Raw genomic sequence first — 14,087 nt, 5'->3', positions numbered from 1 at the left:
TGCTCAACATGACCCTGCAGCACATTGCAGTGATTGGCGCCGGCACAATGGGCAGTGGAATCGCCCAAACCTGTGCGGCAGCCGGCCATACGTTATTGCTCATCGATATCCATGAACAGGCGCTCGGCCGGGGCCTGCAAATCGTGCAAAAAAACCTGGACCGGCAAGTTGAAAAAGGGACACTCCTCCCTGCGCAAGCCATTGAGACCCTGCAACGTATCCATACCTCGACCCATTACACCGACCTGGATCAAATGGACGTAGTGATCGAAGCGGCCACGGAGGACTTGTTACTCAAGCGCAAGATCTTGCAGCAGGTCGACACCCACGCTCGCCTGGATTGCCTGATCGCCAGCAACACCTCATCGCTATCGATTACCGAATTGGCGGCGAGTATCAAACACCCGGAACGCTTCATGGGGATTCACTTCTTCAACCCTGTGCCGATCATGGGCCTGGTGGAGCTGATCCGTGGCTTGCAAACCAGCGACGCAACCTGTTCCACCGCCGGGGCACTGATCGAACAGTTGGGCAAGACCGCGATCCACACACAGAATCGCCCGGGCTTCATGGTCAACCGAATCCTCATTCCGATGATCAATGAAGCGATTTTCGTCCTTCAGGAAAACGGCGATGCCCAAGCAATCGACGCCAGCATGCGCCTGGGCTGCAACCAACCGATCGGGCCGCTCGCATTGGCTGACCTGATTGGCCTGGATACCGTGCTGGGAATTCTGGACAACCTGCAAACAGGTTTTGGCGATCCGAAATACCGACCTGCCCCGCTGCTCAAAGAGATGGTCGCAGCAGGATTGCTAGGCAAAAAATCCGGACGTGGCTTTCATGTCTACAACTGAAACTTGCGGCGGGTATGACACGATCCGAGAACGGGCCCTGGAGCTTTTCGTCAGCAAGGGATTCGGACAGGTCAGCATGCGCGAACTGGCTCGCCACGTGGGTATCGCCCCTGGCTCGCTGTACAACCATTTCCCCAGCAAACAAGCCCTGTTGTTCGACCTGATCGAAGAGTTCTACGAAGAACTCCACCTGTTGGTCCAGCAACCTGTGCGGCAACGCACCGCTGGACCTCGACCACTGTCGAACCTGATTGCCGCCCACCTGCGCCTGCACCGTGAGCGGCCCCTGCATTTTCGGCTGGCGTTACAGGGTTTCGCCTATCTTGATACCGCCCAGAAGCAACACATCATCCTCAAACGCGGCAGATATGAGCATGCGTTTCTGCGCGCGGTGTTCAGCGATACGTTCAGCGCGCACGAAACAGTTACGGCAGCCGGGCCCATCATCACGCGACTTCTCAACTGCCTGCCGGATTGGCTTGAGGAACGCTCGTTGACTGATGAAGCTTATACCCACCTGGTCGAGCGGCTGATAAGGGGGGCTGTGCAGGAGTGTTCCGCACCTTAGTCTGTACATGTCGACTTGCACGAGGTCGACATTCCACTGGCAGTGCAGCATTTGGCTCGAGCAGGACTGGAAACAGCCTTTTTGGACTTTGTGCGCATGCAGTCCGGGTCAGCACGCGCGGTTCGGCGCAAAGGATGAGCCCGCACGACACGCCTCCTGCACATAAATCCCAGGCCAAAAAAAGCCACTCATCTGAGTGGCTTTTTTCTGAATCCTGGAGCGGCAAACGAGACTCGTATCTGGCGTCCTACCCATTGAAATTTAAGGTTTTTATTATCTTTCCGAAGCAAGAAAAGACTCAATTCCGGACTTGTTTTTGAGGTATATCAAGGCCCAAGAAGGGGTGGCTTCGGTCTATACGATTTGATTCGTCCCACATTCAGTAGAACCAGCAATCATCATCAGCGCCCCGCCTGACACTCATCCCAAACACCCCGCATCAGTTCCTTCAGCATCAGCGCCTCACCCCAGCGATCCGTTATATCGCGCCCATCCCTCCATGTGATCGCATAGGGTGGCGGGCCAAGCTCGCAGGTGAAGGACAGGCTCGCGGGTGTGTTCGGTCGCACCAGCCAATCCTTGATTCCGTAACGCCACCAGCCCAGAAACCGGTCCAACCAGGGGCGATGCTGGGCAAAGGTCAAGGGCACCTGGACCTGCTCACTATTAGCGACTCGCCCGTGAAAACCCCAACTGTGTCGTAGGATGGTATGAATCTGTTCGTCGTCTTCGGCAGTGGCCGACTCAGGCAATTCGCGGCCCACGACGTAATGGGACAAGTCAGCCAACAACTTGAGGTCGGGCATCTGCGCGAGCAAGTCGAGGGTGAACAACAGGTCACTGGTGAGACGATAGCGGTGGGTTTCCAGCAGGATCGGAAAGTCCACCTGCTCGGCCAGACGCTGCCAGCCTTCGACCAGAGTGATCGCTTGTGCCAGCGTGCGCGGCCGGACGTCGGCTTGCAGCGTGAGGTGGTGGCAGCCGTAACGGGAGGCAACCTCAAGTGCTTGCGCCAAGTCATTCACGGTGCGGGGAAACAGTTGACCTTCGATTTGCAGGCCTTGCGCCTTGGCAGCGGCATGCAGACGTTCGGCCTGTGGCGCGATCCAGAAATGGTCGGTGATCCCATCGAAGCCAGCAGCGGCAATCTTCTCCACCTGCGCCTCCAGGGAAAGATCGCATTGACCACGGTGATCTTGCATGGCCCACAGGGACTGAAATACCAGGAACTCACGCATGTCAGGGCCTTAGTAGATGTTTGAGAGGCACATCGGCATCGGCCAACGCGTCCACAGAGAGTGGGGTCAGGTTGGCAATCAGCCGTTCGCACAACTTGATGTCCTTGGCAACGCTGTTGCCCTGCCCCCAGCCGCAGGCGCCTTGCAAACGTTGCTCGGTGTCCAGGTAGAACAGCAGCAGACCACCGCCTGCCAAGGTGCGAACGGCCGAAGGTGGCGCCGGTGAGATCACGCCCACCGTCTGCAAGCCCCAGTCGTACTGATCAGACCAGAAGCCGGGAACACCCTCGAACGGCAGCTCGCCGCCCAACAGATTCAATGCCGCGTGACGGCCCTGGGTCTCGGCATTGCGCCAGGTTTCCTGGCGCTGGAATAACGCGTCGGCGTGCAGGCGAAACTCACACACATCGCCGGCCGCAAAGATGTCCGGCGCGCTGGTGCGCAACTGGGCATCGACTCGAATTCCCTGGCCCACCTCCAGCCCCGCCGCCGCGGCCAATTCGATGTTGGGTTGCATGCCGATACCGACCACCACCCAGTCACAGGGCAGCACCTGGCCGTCCACCAGTTGCACCGCCTCAGCGCGTTCGATGCCTTGTACCATTTCAAGCGCTACGTTCAGCCGCACGTCCACGCCCTGTTGCCGATGCAAATCCAACAAGGCCTGGGACACAGCTTCAGGCAATACTCGCCCGGCCAGTCGCGGCCCGGCTTCCAGCAACGTCACCTGACAGCCTAAGGTCCGGGCCGTTGCCGCGACTTCGAGGCCGATAAGGCCACCGCCGATGATCACCAGGCGCGTGCCGGGCATCAATGCGCTGCGCAGGGCCAGGGCTTCGTCATGGGTGCGCAGGTAAAGCACGTTGGCCAGAGGTTCAGGCACCAGGGACAAGCGACGCGCTCTGCCCCCGGTTGCCAACAGTAATCGGCTGTAAGGCAACCAACGTCCGTCGGTCAATTGCAGGCGGTGGTGCTGCGGATCCAGGCTTTTTACCGGGTTGCCCGCCAGGTGTTCGATGTTCAGTTCAGTGAGCCGGCTATCGCTCCACAGGCTGCAATCATCCAGGTCCATCGTGCCCTGCAGCAAGCCCTTGGACAGCGGAGGACGCTCGTACGGCAAATGGAGTTCATCGCCGATCAGGATCAGCCGACCAGTATAACCCTGCTCGCGCAGGGTCAGCGCCGCGCGGCCACCGGCATGGCCGGCGCCGACGATAATCAGTGGAGCATTCATGGCGTGCACTCCTGGCGGTCAAACCGAAATGGCGAGCAGAACCCGCCCCGCGTCGACCCGTACCGGATAGGTCTTGAGATTGACGCACACTGGCGCCCCCAAGGCTTTGCCGGTGCGATAGTCAAAGCGCCCGTTGTGCTTGGGGCACTCGATGACATGGTCCATCACCAGGCCGTCAGCCAGGTGGATCGACTCGTGAGTACACAGGCCAGCAGTGGCAAAAAACTCGTTGTCAGCAGAGCGGTAGATGGCATAGGTATGCGGACCGTGGTCGAAGCGAATGACGTCTTCTTCATTTATTTCGCCCACGGCGCATACATCGATCCATTGATCGTTCATGGCGTTTTCTCTTGTTCGGGATACAGCCGGAAGGTGTCAGCCCAGGGTGGCTTCAGCCTGTGGATGAGCGTCGGTGGCAGGCCTTGGGCTACCGACGGGGCGTCGCACGAAATACGTCGGGTCCTTGCGCTGCCTCAAGAGGGTCGGAATGATTTCCTTGAAGGCCTCACCTATGTTGGCGTAAGGCGGCGGGCAGTCGTGGCGGATCTCTTCATGGAGTTGCGCCAGGGCGTGGTACGGCACCATCGGGTACATGTGGTGCTCAAGGTGATAATTCATGTTCATGTACAGAAAGCGCAGTACCCGGTTCATATAGATGGTGCGGCAGTTGCTACGGTGGTCCAGCACATCTTCCGCCAGGCCTACATGTTGGGTGAGGCCAAACAGGTAGGACAACCAGCCGCCATACAGGATGGGCAGGCCGATATACATCAGCGGCAACCAGCTGTGCAGGTAAAGCGCCGCACCAAAGACAACGGCGTAAATCACGAGCCAGATACGGGCCGCCAGGAACACCTTGGACCATTCGGACTCAGGGATGAACGTCTGTTCCTGGGCATCCATTTTGCCAACCGCGTGCCGGCACACGCCTCCCATCGTCTTCAGCAGCAACGGGATCTGGAACAGGCTCAGCAGCATCATGAACAAGCTCGGTGGACGCGGTTCGACGATTTCCGGATCGCGGCCGACGACGATGGTGTCGGTATGGTGCCGGGCATGGCTCCAGCGCCACACATGGGGCTCGAACATGCACATGAAGCTCGCCACCTGGTAGAGCGCATCATTCATCCAGCGAGTCTTGAAAGCCGTGCCGTGGCCACTTTCATGCCAGCGCGGGTTGGAGGCGGTGGCGTACAGAACGCCATACGCAAGAAAAAACGGCACACAAGCCCAAGTGCCCCAGAACCAGTAGCCGCCGAAGCCGGTGATCAGCAGGGTCAGCAGCCAGATGGCGGTGTCGAGCAAGGCCGGGCCGTCGCGGCGCTGCATCAGTTGCTTCATGCGTTGACGGGAGATGGGCGACTGGTACCAACTGGCCGATACGAGGCCCTTTTCAGCCGCGCGGGCGGCTTCAGGGCCGGTCAGGCGATAGTCCCGAGTAGAGGCTGTGTTGTCTTGAGACATTGTTATTGTTCTCCGCAAGCGTGAGATGTCAGGTGCCTTGCGTAAGAAAATATAGAGAGCGTGAAAGGCCCTCTCAAGGCCTTGAATACATTCCCTATCAAGCTATCATCCAGCTCCTGCAGGGCTTGATAGTTTTCTATCAAGACGCTTTGAAGGTCCATCATGAATAACAATAAACGCCCCACCATCGCCACGGTCGCCAAACACGCAGGCTTAAGTGTCGCCACCGTCGACCGCGTGCTCAACGCTCGCGCCCCGGTTAATCCCGCCACTGCCGAACAGGTGCTTCAGGCCGCAGAAGCCGTGGGCTATTTTGCCGCACGGCTGATCGGCCAACGTATTCTCGAACGTCGCCCCACGTACCGTTTCGGCATCCTGCTGCTGGGCACCGCCCAGGCGTTCTACGCCAACCTGGCCCAAGCCATCACCGAGGCCGCGCAACGCCAGGTCGGGGCCAACCTGACCTGCCAATTCGAATACGTTTTTGATCGCACCCCCAGCGCCATCATCGCCCAGATCGAACAGTTGGCGGTGCAGTGCGACGGCCTAGCGGTGGTCAGCTTCGCCCACCCGCAGATCAACGCCGCCCTTGCCCAGATTCGCGAGGCCGGCGTGCCCGTGGTGGCACTGCTGTCGGGCATTCATGAGGCGGCGACCGAGCCCTATGTCGGCCAAGACAATCACGTCGTCGGGCGCACGATGGGGTGGCTGCTGGCCCGCACCTGTGGCGCGCGCAAAGGCAGCATCGGCATTCTGCTCGGAGGTCATCGCTTTCTTGGCCACCAGGCGCGGGTCGAAGGCTTGCACAGTTACTTGGCCGAACACGCACCTGGGCTGCGCCCGCTGGAGCCGCTGATCAATCTGGACAACTGCGACATCACCGAAGAAGCAACCCTCGACCTGCTGGTTCGGCATGACGATTTGCGCGGGCTATGCGTGGTAGGCGGCGGTGGCGACGGGATTATCAACGCGTTGGCGCAACTGCCCAAGCGCCCGACGCTGTGCTGCATTTTGCAGGAGTCCACCGAGCTGTCACGCCAAGCCCTGGCCCAGGGTTTGGTCGACGTGGTGATCGACTCTCAGCCGCGCCAGACTGCAACGGCGCTGGTGGATCTACTGGTGGAATTGCAGACTGCGGAGCAGTTCGATCCTGTGCGCCACCGGGTGCATATTCCGCTGCAGATTGTGACATCGGAGAATTCCCAAAGCTGATGGGCTGGCGGCACAACCTGTTCGGCCCTTGATGGCGCGGTTAACCGCCACTTACTACGGCTTCAGCTGACTTCTGCGCATTCAGTCCCCTCTTTGTACTCCGAGCAACGGAGCAATACCTTCCCTCCTTTTATCAACTTCCGACCAGAAACCCGTTCCAGGGACTTGTGCTTCAGGTATTATGGTATACCATCAGACGCATAGACATTCCTACCCTACACGGAGCAGCTCATGAGTTTCGAAATCCGCAAGATCGTCAGCTACGTCGAAGAAACCTTTATCGAAGGCGGCAAGGCTGCCGACAAGCCCGTGACCATGGTCGGGCTGGCCGTCGTGATGAAAAACCCTTGGCTGGGTCGCGGCTTTGTCGAAGACCTGAAGCCGGAAATTCGCGCCAACTGCTCCGACCTCGGGGCGCTGATGGTCGAGCGTCTGGTGGGCATCATCGGCGGCGCCGAGAAGATCGAGGCTTATGGCAAGGCCGCCGTAGTGGGCGCCGACGGTGAAATCGAACACGCCTCCGCCGTCATCCATACCCTGCGCTTCGGCAACCATTACCGCGAAGCGGTGAAAGCCAAGAGCTACCTGAGCTTCACCAACAAGCGCGGCGGGCCGGGCACCTCGATCCAGATCCCGATGATGCACAAGGACGACGAAGGCCTGCGTTCGCACTACATCACCTTGGAAATGCAGATCGAAGATGCACCGCGTGCCGACGAAATCGTGGTTGTTCTGGGTTGCGCCGATGGCGGCCGCCTGCACCCTCGCATCGGCAACCGTTACATCGATCTCGAAGAACTGGCCGCTGAAAACGCCCAATAATCAAGGTCGGTAAGAACAACAAAAAGGCATGCAGGAGCGCTCCATGATTCGGCTCACCGCTGAACTCACCCCGGCGGGCACCAGTTACCTGGCGACCGGCCAAGGCCAGCCCGTGGTCCTGATCCACGGCGTGGGCCTGAATAAAGAAATGTGGGGCGGCCAGGTCGTTGGCCTGGCCACGAAGTACCGCGTGATTGCCTACGACATGCTCGGCCATGGCGCCAGCCCTCGCCCGGAAAGCGGCACGCCCCTGCTCGGTTATGCCGATCAGTTGCTCGAGCTACTCGACCACCTGCAATTGCCCCAGGCGAGCGTGATCGGTTTTTCTATGGGCGGCCTGGTGGCGCGGGCCTTTGCCTTGCATTACCCGCAACGCCTGCAAGGCCTGGTGGTGCTCAACAGCGTGTTCAACCGCAGCGCCGAACAGCGCGCCGGGGTCATCGCCCGCACCGCCCAAGCCGCCGAGCACGGACCGGACGCCAACGCCGAGGCCGCCTTGTCGCGCTGGTTCAGCCGCGAATACCAGGCGGCCAACCCGGCGCAGATTGCCGCGCTGCGCCAGACCTTGGCGCAGAACGATCCGCAAGGTTACCTGACCACCTATGAACTGTTCGCCACCCAGGACATGTACCGCGCCGATGACTTGGGCAACATCCAAGTACCGACGCTGATCGCCACCGGTGAATTGGACCCGGGCTCGACGCCGGAAATGGCCCGGCAGTTGGCCGAGCGAATTCCCGGCGCCACCGTTGCCGTGCTCGCCGAGCAACGACATATGATGCCGGTAGAATCGCCGCGCCTGGTCAACCAGTTGCTGCTGGCGTTTCTCGACACGGCAAACGCCCGACAAAATCCAATAAAGGGGATCGTTGCATGACACTCGCACGTTTTTCGATGTGCATCGGCGGTGAATGGGTCGATGCGCTGTCCGGCAAAACCTTCCAAAGCCTGAACCCAGCCCTGGCGCAACCCTGGGCCGAATTGCCCGACGCCGACGAAGCCGATGTCGAGCGCGCCGTGCAGGCTGCGCAGAGCGCTTTTGACAGCCCGGCCTGGCGCGGTTTGACCGCCACCGCACGGGGTAAACTGCTGCGCCGCCTGGGCGACCTGATCGCCGAGAACAAAGAACAACTGGCCCAGCTGGAAAGCCGCGACAACGGCAAGCTGATTCGCGAAACCCGCGGCCAGGTCGGCTATCTGCCGGAGTTCTTCCACTACACCGCCGGCCTGGCCGACAAGCTCGAAGGCGGCACGCTGCCGCTGGATAAGCCGGACATGTTCGCCTACACCGTGCACGAAGCCATGGGTGTGGTCGCGGCGATCATTCCCTGGAACAGCCCGCTGTACCTGACGGCGATCAAACTGGCACCGGCGCTGGCGGCCGGCAATACCATCGTGATCAAACCGTCCGAGCACGCTTCGGCGACCATTCTCGAACTGGCTCGCCTGGCCCTGGAAGCCGGCATCCCGCCAGGGGTGGTCAACGTCGTCACCGGTTACGGCCCAAGCACCGGCGCCGCCCTCACCCGCCATCCGCTGGTGCGCAAGATCGCCTTCACCGGCGGTGCCGCCACGGCCCGGCATGTGGTGCGCAGCAGCGCCGAGAACTTCGCCAAGCTGTCCCTGGAACTGGGCGGCAAGTCACCGAACATTATCTTTGCCGACGCCGACCTCGACAGCGCCATCAACGGTGCGATTGCCGGGATCTATGCGGCATCGGGCCAGAGCTGCGTGTCCGGCTCGCGACTGTTGGTGCAAGACGAAATCTACGACGAATTCGTCTCGCGCCTGGTCGAGCGCGCCAAGCGCATCCGCATCGGCAACCCGCAGGAAGACAGCAGCGAAATGGGGCCGATGGCCACCGCACAACAACTGGCGGTGGTCGAAGGCCTGGTCGCCGATGCCATCGCCGAAGGCGCTCGCTTGCGCCTGGGCGGCAAGCGTCCGCAGAACCTGGGCGAAGGCTGGTTCTACGAACCGACCCTGTTCGAATGCGATCGCAACTCGATGAAAATCATGCAGGAAGAAGTCTTCGGCCCGGTGGCGTCGGTCATCCGATTCAAGGACGAAGCCGAGGCCCTGGCGATTGCCAACGACTCACAGTTCGGCCTCGCCGCCGGCATCTGGACGCGCGACCTGGGCCGTGCCCATCGCCTGGCCCGGGATGTGCGCTCCGGGATCATCTGGGTCAACACCTACCGCGCGGTCTCGGCCATGGCGCCCATCGGCGGTTTCAAGAACAGCGGCTACGGACGCGAAAGCGGCATCGATTCAGTGCTGGCCTATACCGAACTGAAAACGGTGTGGATCAATCTTTCCCAGGCGCCCATGCCTGATCCGTTCGTGATGCGCTAGGAGTCCTGAGAAATGATCGAACCCGGCATCTACAAAGAAGTCATGAGTTCCTTCCCTTCCGGCGTCACGGTGGTCACCACCCTGGACCCGGATGGGAATATCGTCGGCATCACCGCCAGCGCCTTCAGTGCGCTATCGATTGATCCGGCACTGGTGCTGTTCTGCCCCAACTACGCCTCCGACACGTACCCGATCCTGCGTGACAGCAAGCAATTCGCGATTCATCTGCTGTCCGCCGACCAGACTGCCGAAGCCTATGCGTTTGCAGGGAAAGGCAAGGACAAGGCCAAAGGCATCGACTGGCACCTCAGTGAGTTGGGCAACCCGCTGCTGGGCAAGGCCACGGCCATCATCGAGTGCGAGCTGTGGCGTGAATACGACGGCGGCGATCACGCGATCATCGTCGGCGCGGTGAAGAATCTGATTCTGCCGCAGCAACCGGTGACACCGATGATCTACCACAAAGGCAAGCTGGGCCCGCTGCCCGCGCTGGCCTGATGGCTATACACCTCCCCCTGTGGGAGCGAGCTTGCTCGCGATAGCGGTGTGTCAGTCACATGGATGTTGGATGTGCTGCCCTCATCACGAGCAAGCTCGCTCCCACAGGTTCTTCACTTTTTCAGGGAGCGCGCATGAGCCCGGTAGCCTAGCAACTCTTTAGCCAGCCAGCCTATATCGACGATTTTGAGAGCACACAGCGATGAGCAACGATAAATACGAACAAGGCCTCAAGATCCGCACCCAGGTGCTGGGCGAAGCCTATGTGCAGCGCTCCATTAAAAACGCCGACGACTTCACCCGGCCCTTGCAGGAAATGGTCACCGAATACTGCTGGGGCCATGTCTGGGGTCGCGAGGGGCTGTCGCTCAAGGAACGCAGCATGATTAACCTGGCGATGATCTCGGCGCTCAATCGCCCCCATGAACTCAAGCTGCATGTGCGTGGCGCCTTGCGTAACGGCCTGAGTCGTGAGCAAATACGCGAAATTCTGCTTCAAGTCGGTATCTATTGCGGTGTCCCCGCGGCCGTGGACAGTTTCCGGCTTGCCCGTGAAGCCTTCGCCGAAGCCGATGCCGAGGCCCCCAGTCAACCCTCGGCTGTTTGATCTGAACGTGCACGAATGTTGCCCGTTTGGCATGGACAGCCATATTACAGAGCGGACCCCATGAAACGCCTGCCACTCGACGACAGCTTCAAGGTCAATCGCAACCCCATCACCCTGCGCGAAATCGTGCTGGATAAACTGCGAAGCGCCATCATGAACTTCCAGCTTTTGCCGGGAGATCGCCTGGTGGAACGGGACTTATGTGATCGCCTGGGCGTAAGCCGCACGTCGGTGCGCGAAGCCTTGCGCCACCTCGAATCCGAAGGCCTGGTGGAGTTCGCCGATGCGAAAGGCCCGCGGGTGGCGATCATTACCCTGGCCGATGCCGGCGATATCTATGAATTGCGTTGCGTGCTCGAGGGCTTGATCGTCCAGCTGTTCACCCTGCGGGCCAAGGCCAAGGACATCAAGGCGCTGGAGAAAGCCCTCGAGGAAAACCGCAAGGCCCTCAAGGATGGCGAGTTGCAACAAGTCATCGATTCGGTGCAAGGCTTCTACGACGTGCTGCTCGAAGGCTCCGGCAACCATGTCGCCGCCACCCAGTTGCGCCAGCTGCAGGCCCGCATCAGTTACCTGCGGGCGACGTCGGTGTCCCAGGAAAACCGGCGCGGCAGCAGTAACCAGGAAATGGAACGCATGGTCGACGCGATCAAGAGCGGCGACCCCCTGGCCGCCCACCAGGCGTGCGTCGACCACGTGCGCGCCGCCGCCAAGGTCGCCCTGGAATACCTCAAGCGCAAGCAGGAAGAGACCGGTGACATCCCTGAAATCACGGCGCCCATCGCCTTGAAAGAACCGCGCATAGGTCGCTGATATGTTCAGCCCGAGCTTTTGTCCAAAGTGTGGCGGCAGTGACTTGAGTCACCGCCTGCCACCGGGCGATACCCATGAGCGCCTGATGTGCGGCGGCTGCGGCTACATCCATTACGTCAACCCGAAGATCATTGCCGGCTGCATCATCGAGCAGGACGGTAAATACCTGCTATGCCAACGCGCCATTCCACCGCGTCCCGGCACCTGGACCCTGCCGGCCGGCTTCATGGAAGGCGGCGAGACCACCGAACAGGCGGCACTGCGGGAAGTCTGGGAAGAAACCGGCGTACGCGCCGAGATCGTCTCGCCCTACTCCATCTTCAGCGTGCCGAAGATCAGCGAGGTGTACATCATCTTCCGCGCCATCGCGGTGGAGATCACCGGCCAGTTCGGCCCGGAAACCCTCGCCTGCCAGTTCTTCGCCCCCGAAGACATTCCCTGGGACAGCATTTATTACCCGGCCATCCGACAGATCCTCGAGCGTTATATCGAGGAGCGCCAGGCCGGGGTCTACGGCATCTACATCGGCAACGACGACAGCGGCAAGATCCATTTCATCCGCTAAGCCCCTGCAGGAGCTGGCGAAGCCTGCGATCTTTTGATCTTGATCTTTCGCTCCAGACTCAATTGGCAGGGGAAAGATCGCAGCCTCGTTGCACTCGACAGCTCCTACAGTGGAATCACACCCTCGACAATGATCACCTCGGCCCGGGCCACGCCCTCGCGGTGCCGTTTCGCCTCCTGATATTGCTCGCTGTGATAACAGGCCAGCGCCTGCTCGTAAGAATCGAACTCGATGACCACACTGCGTTGCGGCGTGGACCGACCTTCCATCGCTTCGCTACGCCCGCCCCGGGCCAACATCCGCCCGCCATATAAAGCGAACGCCGCCGGGGCGCGCTGGGTGTATTGACTGTATTGGTCGGGGTCGGTGACATCCACGTGAGCAATCCAGTACGCCTTCATAGTGACCTCTCGGTTTATTCTGTATTATGGTATACCAATAAATATACCTACCAAACACTGAGAGTTCCAGCATGGCCTTCAACAGCATCGAAGAAATCATCGAAGATTACCGGCAAGGCAAGATGGTGCTTCTGGTCGATGACGAGGACCGGGAAAACGAAGGCGATCTGTTGCTCGCCGCCGACCGCTGCACCGCCGAGGCCATCAGCTTCATGGCCCGTGAAGCGCGCGGATTGATTTGCCTGACCCTGACCGACGAACACTGCCAGCGCCTGGGGCTGGAGCAGATGGTGCCGAGCAATGGCAGCGTATTCAGCACCGCGTTTACGGTATCCATTGAGGCCGCCGTGGGCGTGACCACCGGTATTTCCGCCGCCGATCGGGCGTGTACCGTTGCCGCCGCCGTTGCTGCCAATGCAGGTCCCACGGACATTGTGCAGCCCGGCCATATCTTCCCGCTACGCGCCAAGGAAGGCGGCGTTCTGACCCGCGCCGGCCACACCGAAGCGGGTTGCGACCTCGCCCGCCTGGCCGGCTTCACCCCAGCCTCGGTGATCGTCGAAGTGATGAACGACGACGGCACCATGGCTCGCCGCCCTGACCTGGAAGTCTTCGCACGCAAACATGGAATCAAGATCGGCACCATCGCCGATCTGATCCACTACCGACTTAGCACCGAACACACCGTGGTGCGCATCGGCGAACGCGAATTGCCGACGGTGCATGGGACTTTCCGGCTGATCACCTTCGAGGACCGCATCGAAGGTGGCGTGCACATGGCGATGGTCATGGGGGATATTTGTCGGGAAGAGTCAACCCTGGTGCGGGTGCATGTGATCGACCCGCTGCGCGATCTGGTCGGTGCGCAATACAGCGGCCCGTCCAACTGGACGCTGTGGGCCGCGCTGCAACGGGTGGCTGAAGAAGGTCGCGGCGTGGTGGTCGTGCTGGCCAACCATGAGTCGTCGCAAGCGCTGCTGGAACGGGTGCCCCAACTCACCCAGCCGCCACGACAGTTCAGCCGTTCGCAGTCGCGCATCTATTCTGAAGTAGGGACCGGTGCGCAGATTCTGCAGGATCTCGGCGTGGGCAAGTTGCGTCATCTCGGCCCACCGCTGAAATACGCAGGCTTGACCGGTTACGACCTGGAAGTGGTCGAGAGCATCCCGTTCACCGGATGAGTCCGGGGCAGGCTCCTACGAAAAGCGGTTAACTCGCCGACTAAACTGTCATCAGACCTGTCCTTCGCCACAAAAAACCGTTTTTGGCTGATAGCCGGTAAGGCAAAGTGCTTGCACAAAGCTTGGAATACCATAATATGATATTCCATAGGCCTAACGCTTCAGCCAAGTGCCCCCTACAGGGAAAGCACCAATAACAGCCCTTGGCATGGCCGCCTTTAGAGGCCCCAATGGACCTACTGCTCCCGATAGGCGGGCATTACCAAACCCGC

16 protein-coding genes are annotated in these 14,087 nt (G+C 60.4%); 11 read left to right on the top strand and 5 right to left on the bottom strand.

Annotation, left to right across the window (positions count from 1 at the left end; all coding sequences use genetic code 11):
- The first annotated feature begins 8 nt into the window (after positions 1-8).
- Both J4E63_RS09750 and J4E63_RS09745 read left to right on the top strand, forming a co-directional pair.
- Positions 9-857 carry a 3-hydroxyacyl-CoA dehydrogenase NAD-binding domain-containing protein gene (locus tag J4E63_RS09750; protein ID WP_207281760.1) on the top strand — a complete coding sequence of 283 codons (849 nt, stop codon included), beginning with the start codon at positions 9-11 and terminating at the stop codon, positions 855-857.
- Complete coding sequence (locus J4E63_RS09745) at positions 844-1,425, top strand: TetR/AcrR family transcriptional regulator (RefSeq protein ID WP_060742959.1); 582 nt, start codon at positions 844-846, stop codon at positions 1,423-1,425. The genes J4E63_RS09750 and J4E63_RS09745 overlap by 14 nt, the downstream gene beginning before the upstream one ends.
- A 401-nt stretch (positions 1,426-1,826) precedes the next feature.
- On the opposite strand, the gene J4E63_RS09740 is transcribed toward J4E63_RS09745, so the two are convergent.
- From J4E63_RS09740 to J4E63_RS09725, 4 genes are read right to left on the bottom strand one after another with little or no spacing between them, the layout of a single operon-like run.
- Positions 1,827-2,663: a sugar phosphate isomerase/epimerase gene (locus J4E63_RS09740; RefSeq protein ID WP_207281759.1), complete on the bottom strand. Its 837-nt coding sequence runs from the start codon at positions 2,661-2,663 to the stop codon at positions 1,827-1,829.
- A gap of 1 nt (position 2,664) precedes the next feature.
- Positions 2,665-3,897, bottom strand: coding sequence for an NAD(P)/FAD-dependent oxidoreductase (locus J4E63_RS09735; protein WP_207281758.1), 1,233 nt, complete (start codon positions 3,895-3,897; stop codon positions 2,665-2,667).
- Positions 3,898-3,915: 18 nt separating this feature from the next.
- Positions 3,916-4,236, bottom strand: coding sequence for a MocE family 2Fe-2S type ferredoxin (locus tag J4E63_RS09730; protein WP_060742985.1), 321 nt, complete (start codon positions 4,234-4,236; stop codon positions 3,916-3,918).
- Between the two features lie 36 nt (positions 4,237-4,272).
- The gene (locus J4E63_RS09725) at positions 4,273-5,361 is read right to left on the bottom strand and encodes a fatty acid desaturase family protein (RefSeq protein WP_207281757.1); all 1,089 of its coding nucleotides are present in this window, start codon (positions 5,359-5,361) and stop codon (positions 4,273-4,275) included.
- 162 nt (positions 5,362-5,523) lie between these two features.
- Here J4E63_RS09725 and J4E63_RS09720 point away from each other — a divergent pair, with 162 nt between their 5' ends.
- The 8 genes from J4E63_RS09720 to J4E63_RS09685 all read left to right on the top strand — a co-directional run bounded on the left by J4E63_RS09720 (position 5,524) and on the right by J4E63_RS09685 (position 12,233).
- A complete protein-coding gene (locus J4E63_RS09720; protein ID WP_207281756.1) occupies positions 5,524-6,573 on the top strand; it encodes a LacI family DNA-binding transcriptional regulator in 1,050 nt (349 codons plus the stop codon).
- A gap of 231 nt (positions 6,574-6,804) precedes the next feature.
- A complete protein-coding gene (locus J4E63_RS09715) occupies positions 6,805-7,395 on the top strand; it encodes an amino acid synthesis family protein (protein ID WP_018927718.1) in 591 nt (196 codons plus the stop codon).
- Positions 7,396-7,438: 43 nt separating this feature from the next.
- Positions 7,439-8,272 (top strand): alpha/beta fold hydrolase, encoded by an 834-nt coding sequence (locus tag J4E63_RS09710; protein WP_207281755.1) that lies wholly within the window; start codon positions 7,439-7,441, stop codon positions 8,270-8,272.
- Positions 8,269-9,750, top strand: a complete 1,482-nt coding sequence (locus tag J4E63_RS09705) for an aldehyde dehydrogenase (protein ID WP_207281754.1) — start codon at positions 8,269-8,271, stop codon at positions 9,748-9,750. Before J4E63_RS09710 ends, J4E63_RS09705 begins: the two co-directional genes overlap by 4 nt.
- A 12-nt stretch (positions 9,751-9,762) precedes the next feature.
- Positions 9,763-10,248, top strand: coding sequence for a flavin reductase family protein (locus J4E63_RS09700; RefSeq protein WP_123344292.1), 486 nt, complete (start codon positions 9,763-9,765; stop codon positions 10,246-10,248).
- Between the two features lie 202 nt (positions 10,249-10,450).
- Positions 10,451-10,855, top strand: coding sequence for a carboxymuconolactone decarboxylase family protein (locus tag J4E63_RS09695; protein WP_207281753.1), 405 nt, complete (start codon positions 10,451-10,453; stop codon positions 10,853-10,855).
- Between the two features lie 60 nt (positions 10,856-10,915).
- A complete protein-coding gene (locus J4E63_RS09690) occupies positions 10,916-11,668 on the top strand; it encodes a GntR family transcriptional regulator (protein WP_207281752.1) in 753 nt (250 codons plus the stop codon).
- A gap of 1 nt (position 11,669) precedes the next feature.
- The gene (locus J4E63_RS09685) at positions 11,670-12,233 is read left to right on the top strand and encodes an NUDIX hydrolase (protein WP_207281751.1); all 564 of its coding nucleotides are present in this window, start codon (positions 11,670-11,672) and stop codon (positions 12,231-12,233) included.
- A gap of 104 nt (positions 12,234-12,337) precedes the next feature.
- Here J4E63_RS09685 and J4E63_RS09680 read toward each other — a convergent pair whose 3' ends face one another.
- Positions 12,338-12,634, bottom strand: a complete 297-nt coding sequence (locus tag J4E63_RS09680; protein ID WP_207281750.1) for a DUF1330 domain-containing protein — start codon at positions 12,632-12,634, stop codon at positions 12,338-12,340.
- A 71-nt stretch (positions 12,635-12,705) separates the two neighbouring features.
- On the opposite strand from J4E63_RS09680, the gene ribBA reads away from it, so the two are divergent.
- Positions 12,706-13,815, top strand: coding sequence for a bifunctional 3,4-dihydroxy-2-butanone-4-phosphate synthase/GTP cyclohydrolase II (gene ribBA / locus J4E63_RS09675; RefSeq protein ID WP_207281749.1), 1,110 nt, complete (start codon positions 12,706-12,708; stop codon positions 13,813-13,815).
- The last annotated feature ends 272 nt before the right edge of the window (positions 13,816-14,087 follow it).

The organism is Pseudomonas sp. FW300-N2F2 (assembly GCF_017351655.1).
Lineage (GTDB): Bacteria > Pseudomonadota > Gammaproteobacteria > Pseudomonadales > Pseudomonadaceae > Aquipseudomonas > Aquipseudomonas fluorescens_AA.
This window is presented reverse-complemented; position numbering and strand designations above follow the sequence as displayed.

What these genes read in the sequence shown, in the direction of transcription:
- J4E63_RS09750 (WP_207281760.1), top strand. Translation starts at nt 9, where the DNA reads ATGACCCTGCAGCACATTGCAGTGATTGGCGCCGGCACAATGGGCAGT.
- J4E63_RS09745 (WP_060742959.1), top strand. Translation starts at nt 844, where the DNA reads ATGTCTACAACTGAAACTTGCGGCGGGTATGACACGATCCGAGAACGG.
- J4E63_RS09740 (WP_207281759.1), bottom strand. Translation starts at nt 2,663, where the DNA reads ATGCGTGAGTTCCTGGTATTTCAGTCCCTGTGGGCCATGCAAGATCAC.
- J4E63_RS09735 (WP_207281758.1), bottom strand. Translation starts at nt 3,897, where the DNA reads ATGAATGCTCCACTGATTATCGTCGGCGCCGGCCATGCCGGTGGCCGC.
- J4E63_RS09730 (WP_060742985.1), bottom strand. Translation starts at nt 4,236, where the DNA reads ATGAACGATCAATGGATCGATGTATGCGCCGTGGGCGAAATAAATGAA.
- J4E63_RS09725 (WP_207281757.1), bottom strand. Translation starts at nt 5,361, where the DNA reads ATGTCTCAAGACAACACAGCCTCTACTCGGGACTATCGCCTGACCGGC.
- J4E63_RS09720 (WP_207281756.1), top strand. Translation starts at nt 5,524, where the DNA reads ATGAATAACAATAAACGCCCCACCATCGCCACGGTCGCCAAACACGCA.
- J4E63_RS09715 (WP_018927718.1), top strand. Translation starts at nt 6,805, where the DNA reads ATGAGTTTCGAAATCCGCAAGATCGTCAGCTACGTCGAAGAAACCTTT.
- J4E63_RS09710 (WP_207281755.1), top strand. Translation starts at nt 7,439, where the DNA reads ATGATTCGGCTCACCGCTGAACTCACCCCGGCGGGCACCAGTTACCTG.
- J4E63_RS09705 (WP_207281754.1), top strand. Translation starts at nt 8,269, where the DNA reads ATGACACTCGCACGTTTTTCGATGTGCATCGGCGGTGAATGGGTCGAT.
- J4E63_RS09700 (WP_123344292.1), top strand. Translation starts at nt 9,763, where the DNA reads ATGATCGAACCCGGCATCTACAAAGAAGTCATGAGTTCCTTCCCTTCC.
- J4E63_RS09695 (WP_207281753.1), top strand. Translation starts at nt 10,451, where the DNA reads ATGAGCAACGATAAATACGAACAAGGCCTCAAGATCCGCACCCAGGTG.
- J4E63_RS09690 (WP_207281752.1), top strand. Translation starts at nt 10,916, where the DNA reads ATGAAACGCCTGCCACTCGACGACAGCTTCAAGGTCAATCGCAACCCC.
- J4E63_RS09685 (WP_207281751.1), top strand. Translation starts at nt 11,670, where the DNA reads ATGTTCAGCCCGAGCTTTTGTCCAAAGTGTGGCGGCAGTGACTTGAGT.
- J4E63_RS09680 (WP_207281750.1), bottom strand. Translation starts at nt 12,634, where the DNA reads ATGAAGGCGTACTGGATTGCTCACGTGGATGTCACCGACCCCGACCAA.
- ribBA (WP_207281749.1), top strand. Translation starts at nt 12,706, where the DNA reads ATGGCCTTCAACAGCATCGAAGAAATCATCGAAGATTACCGGCAAGGC.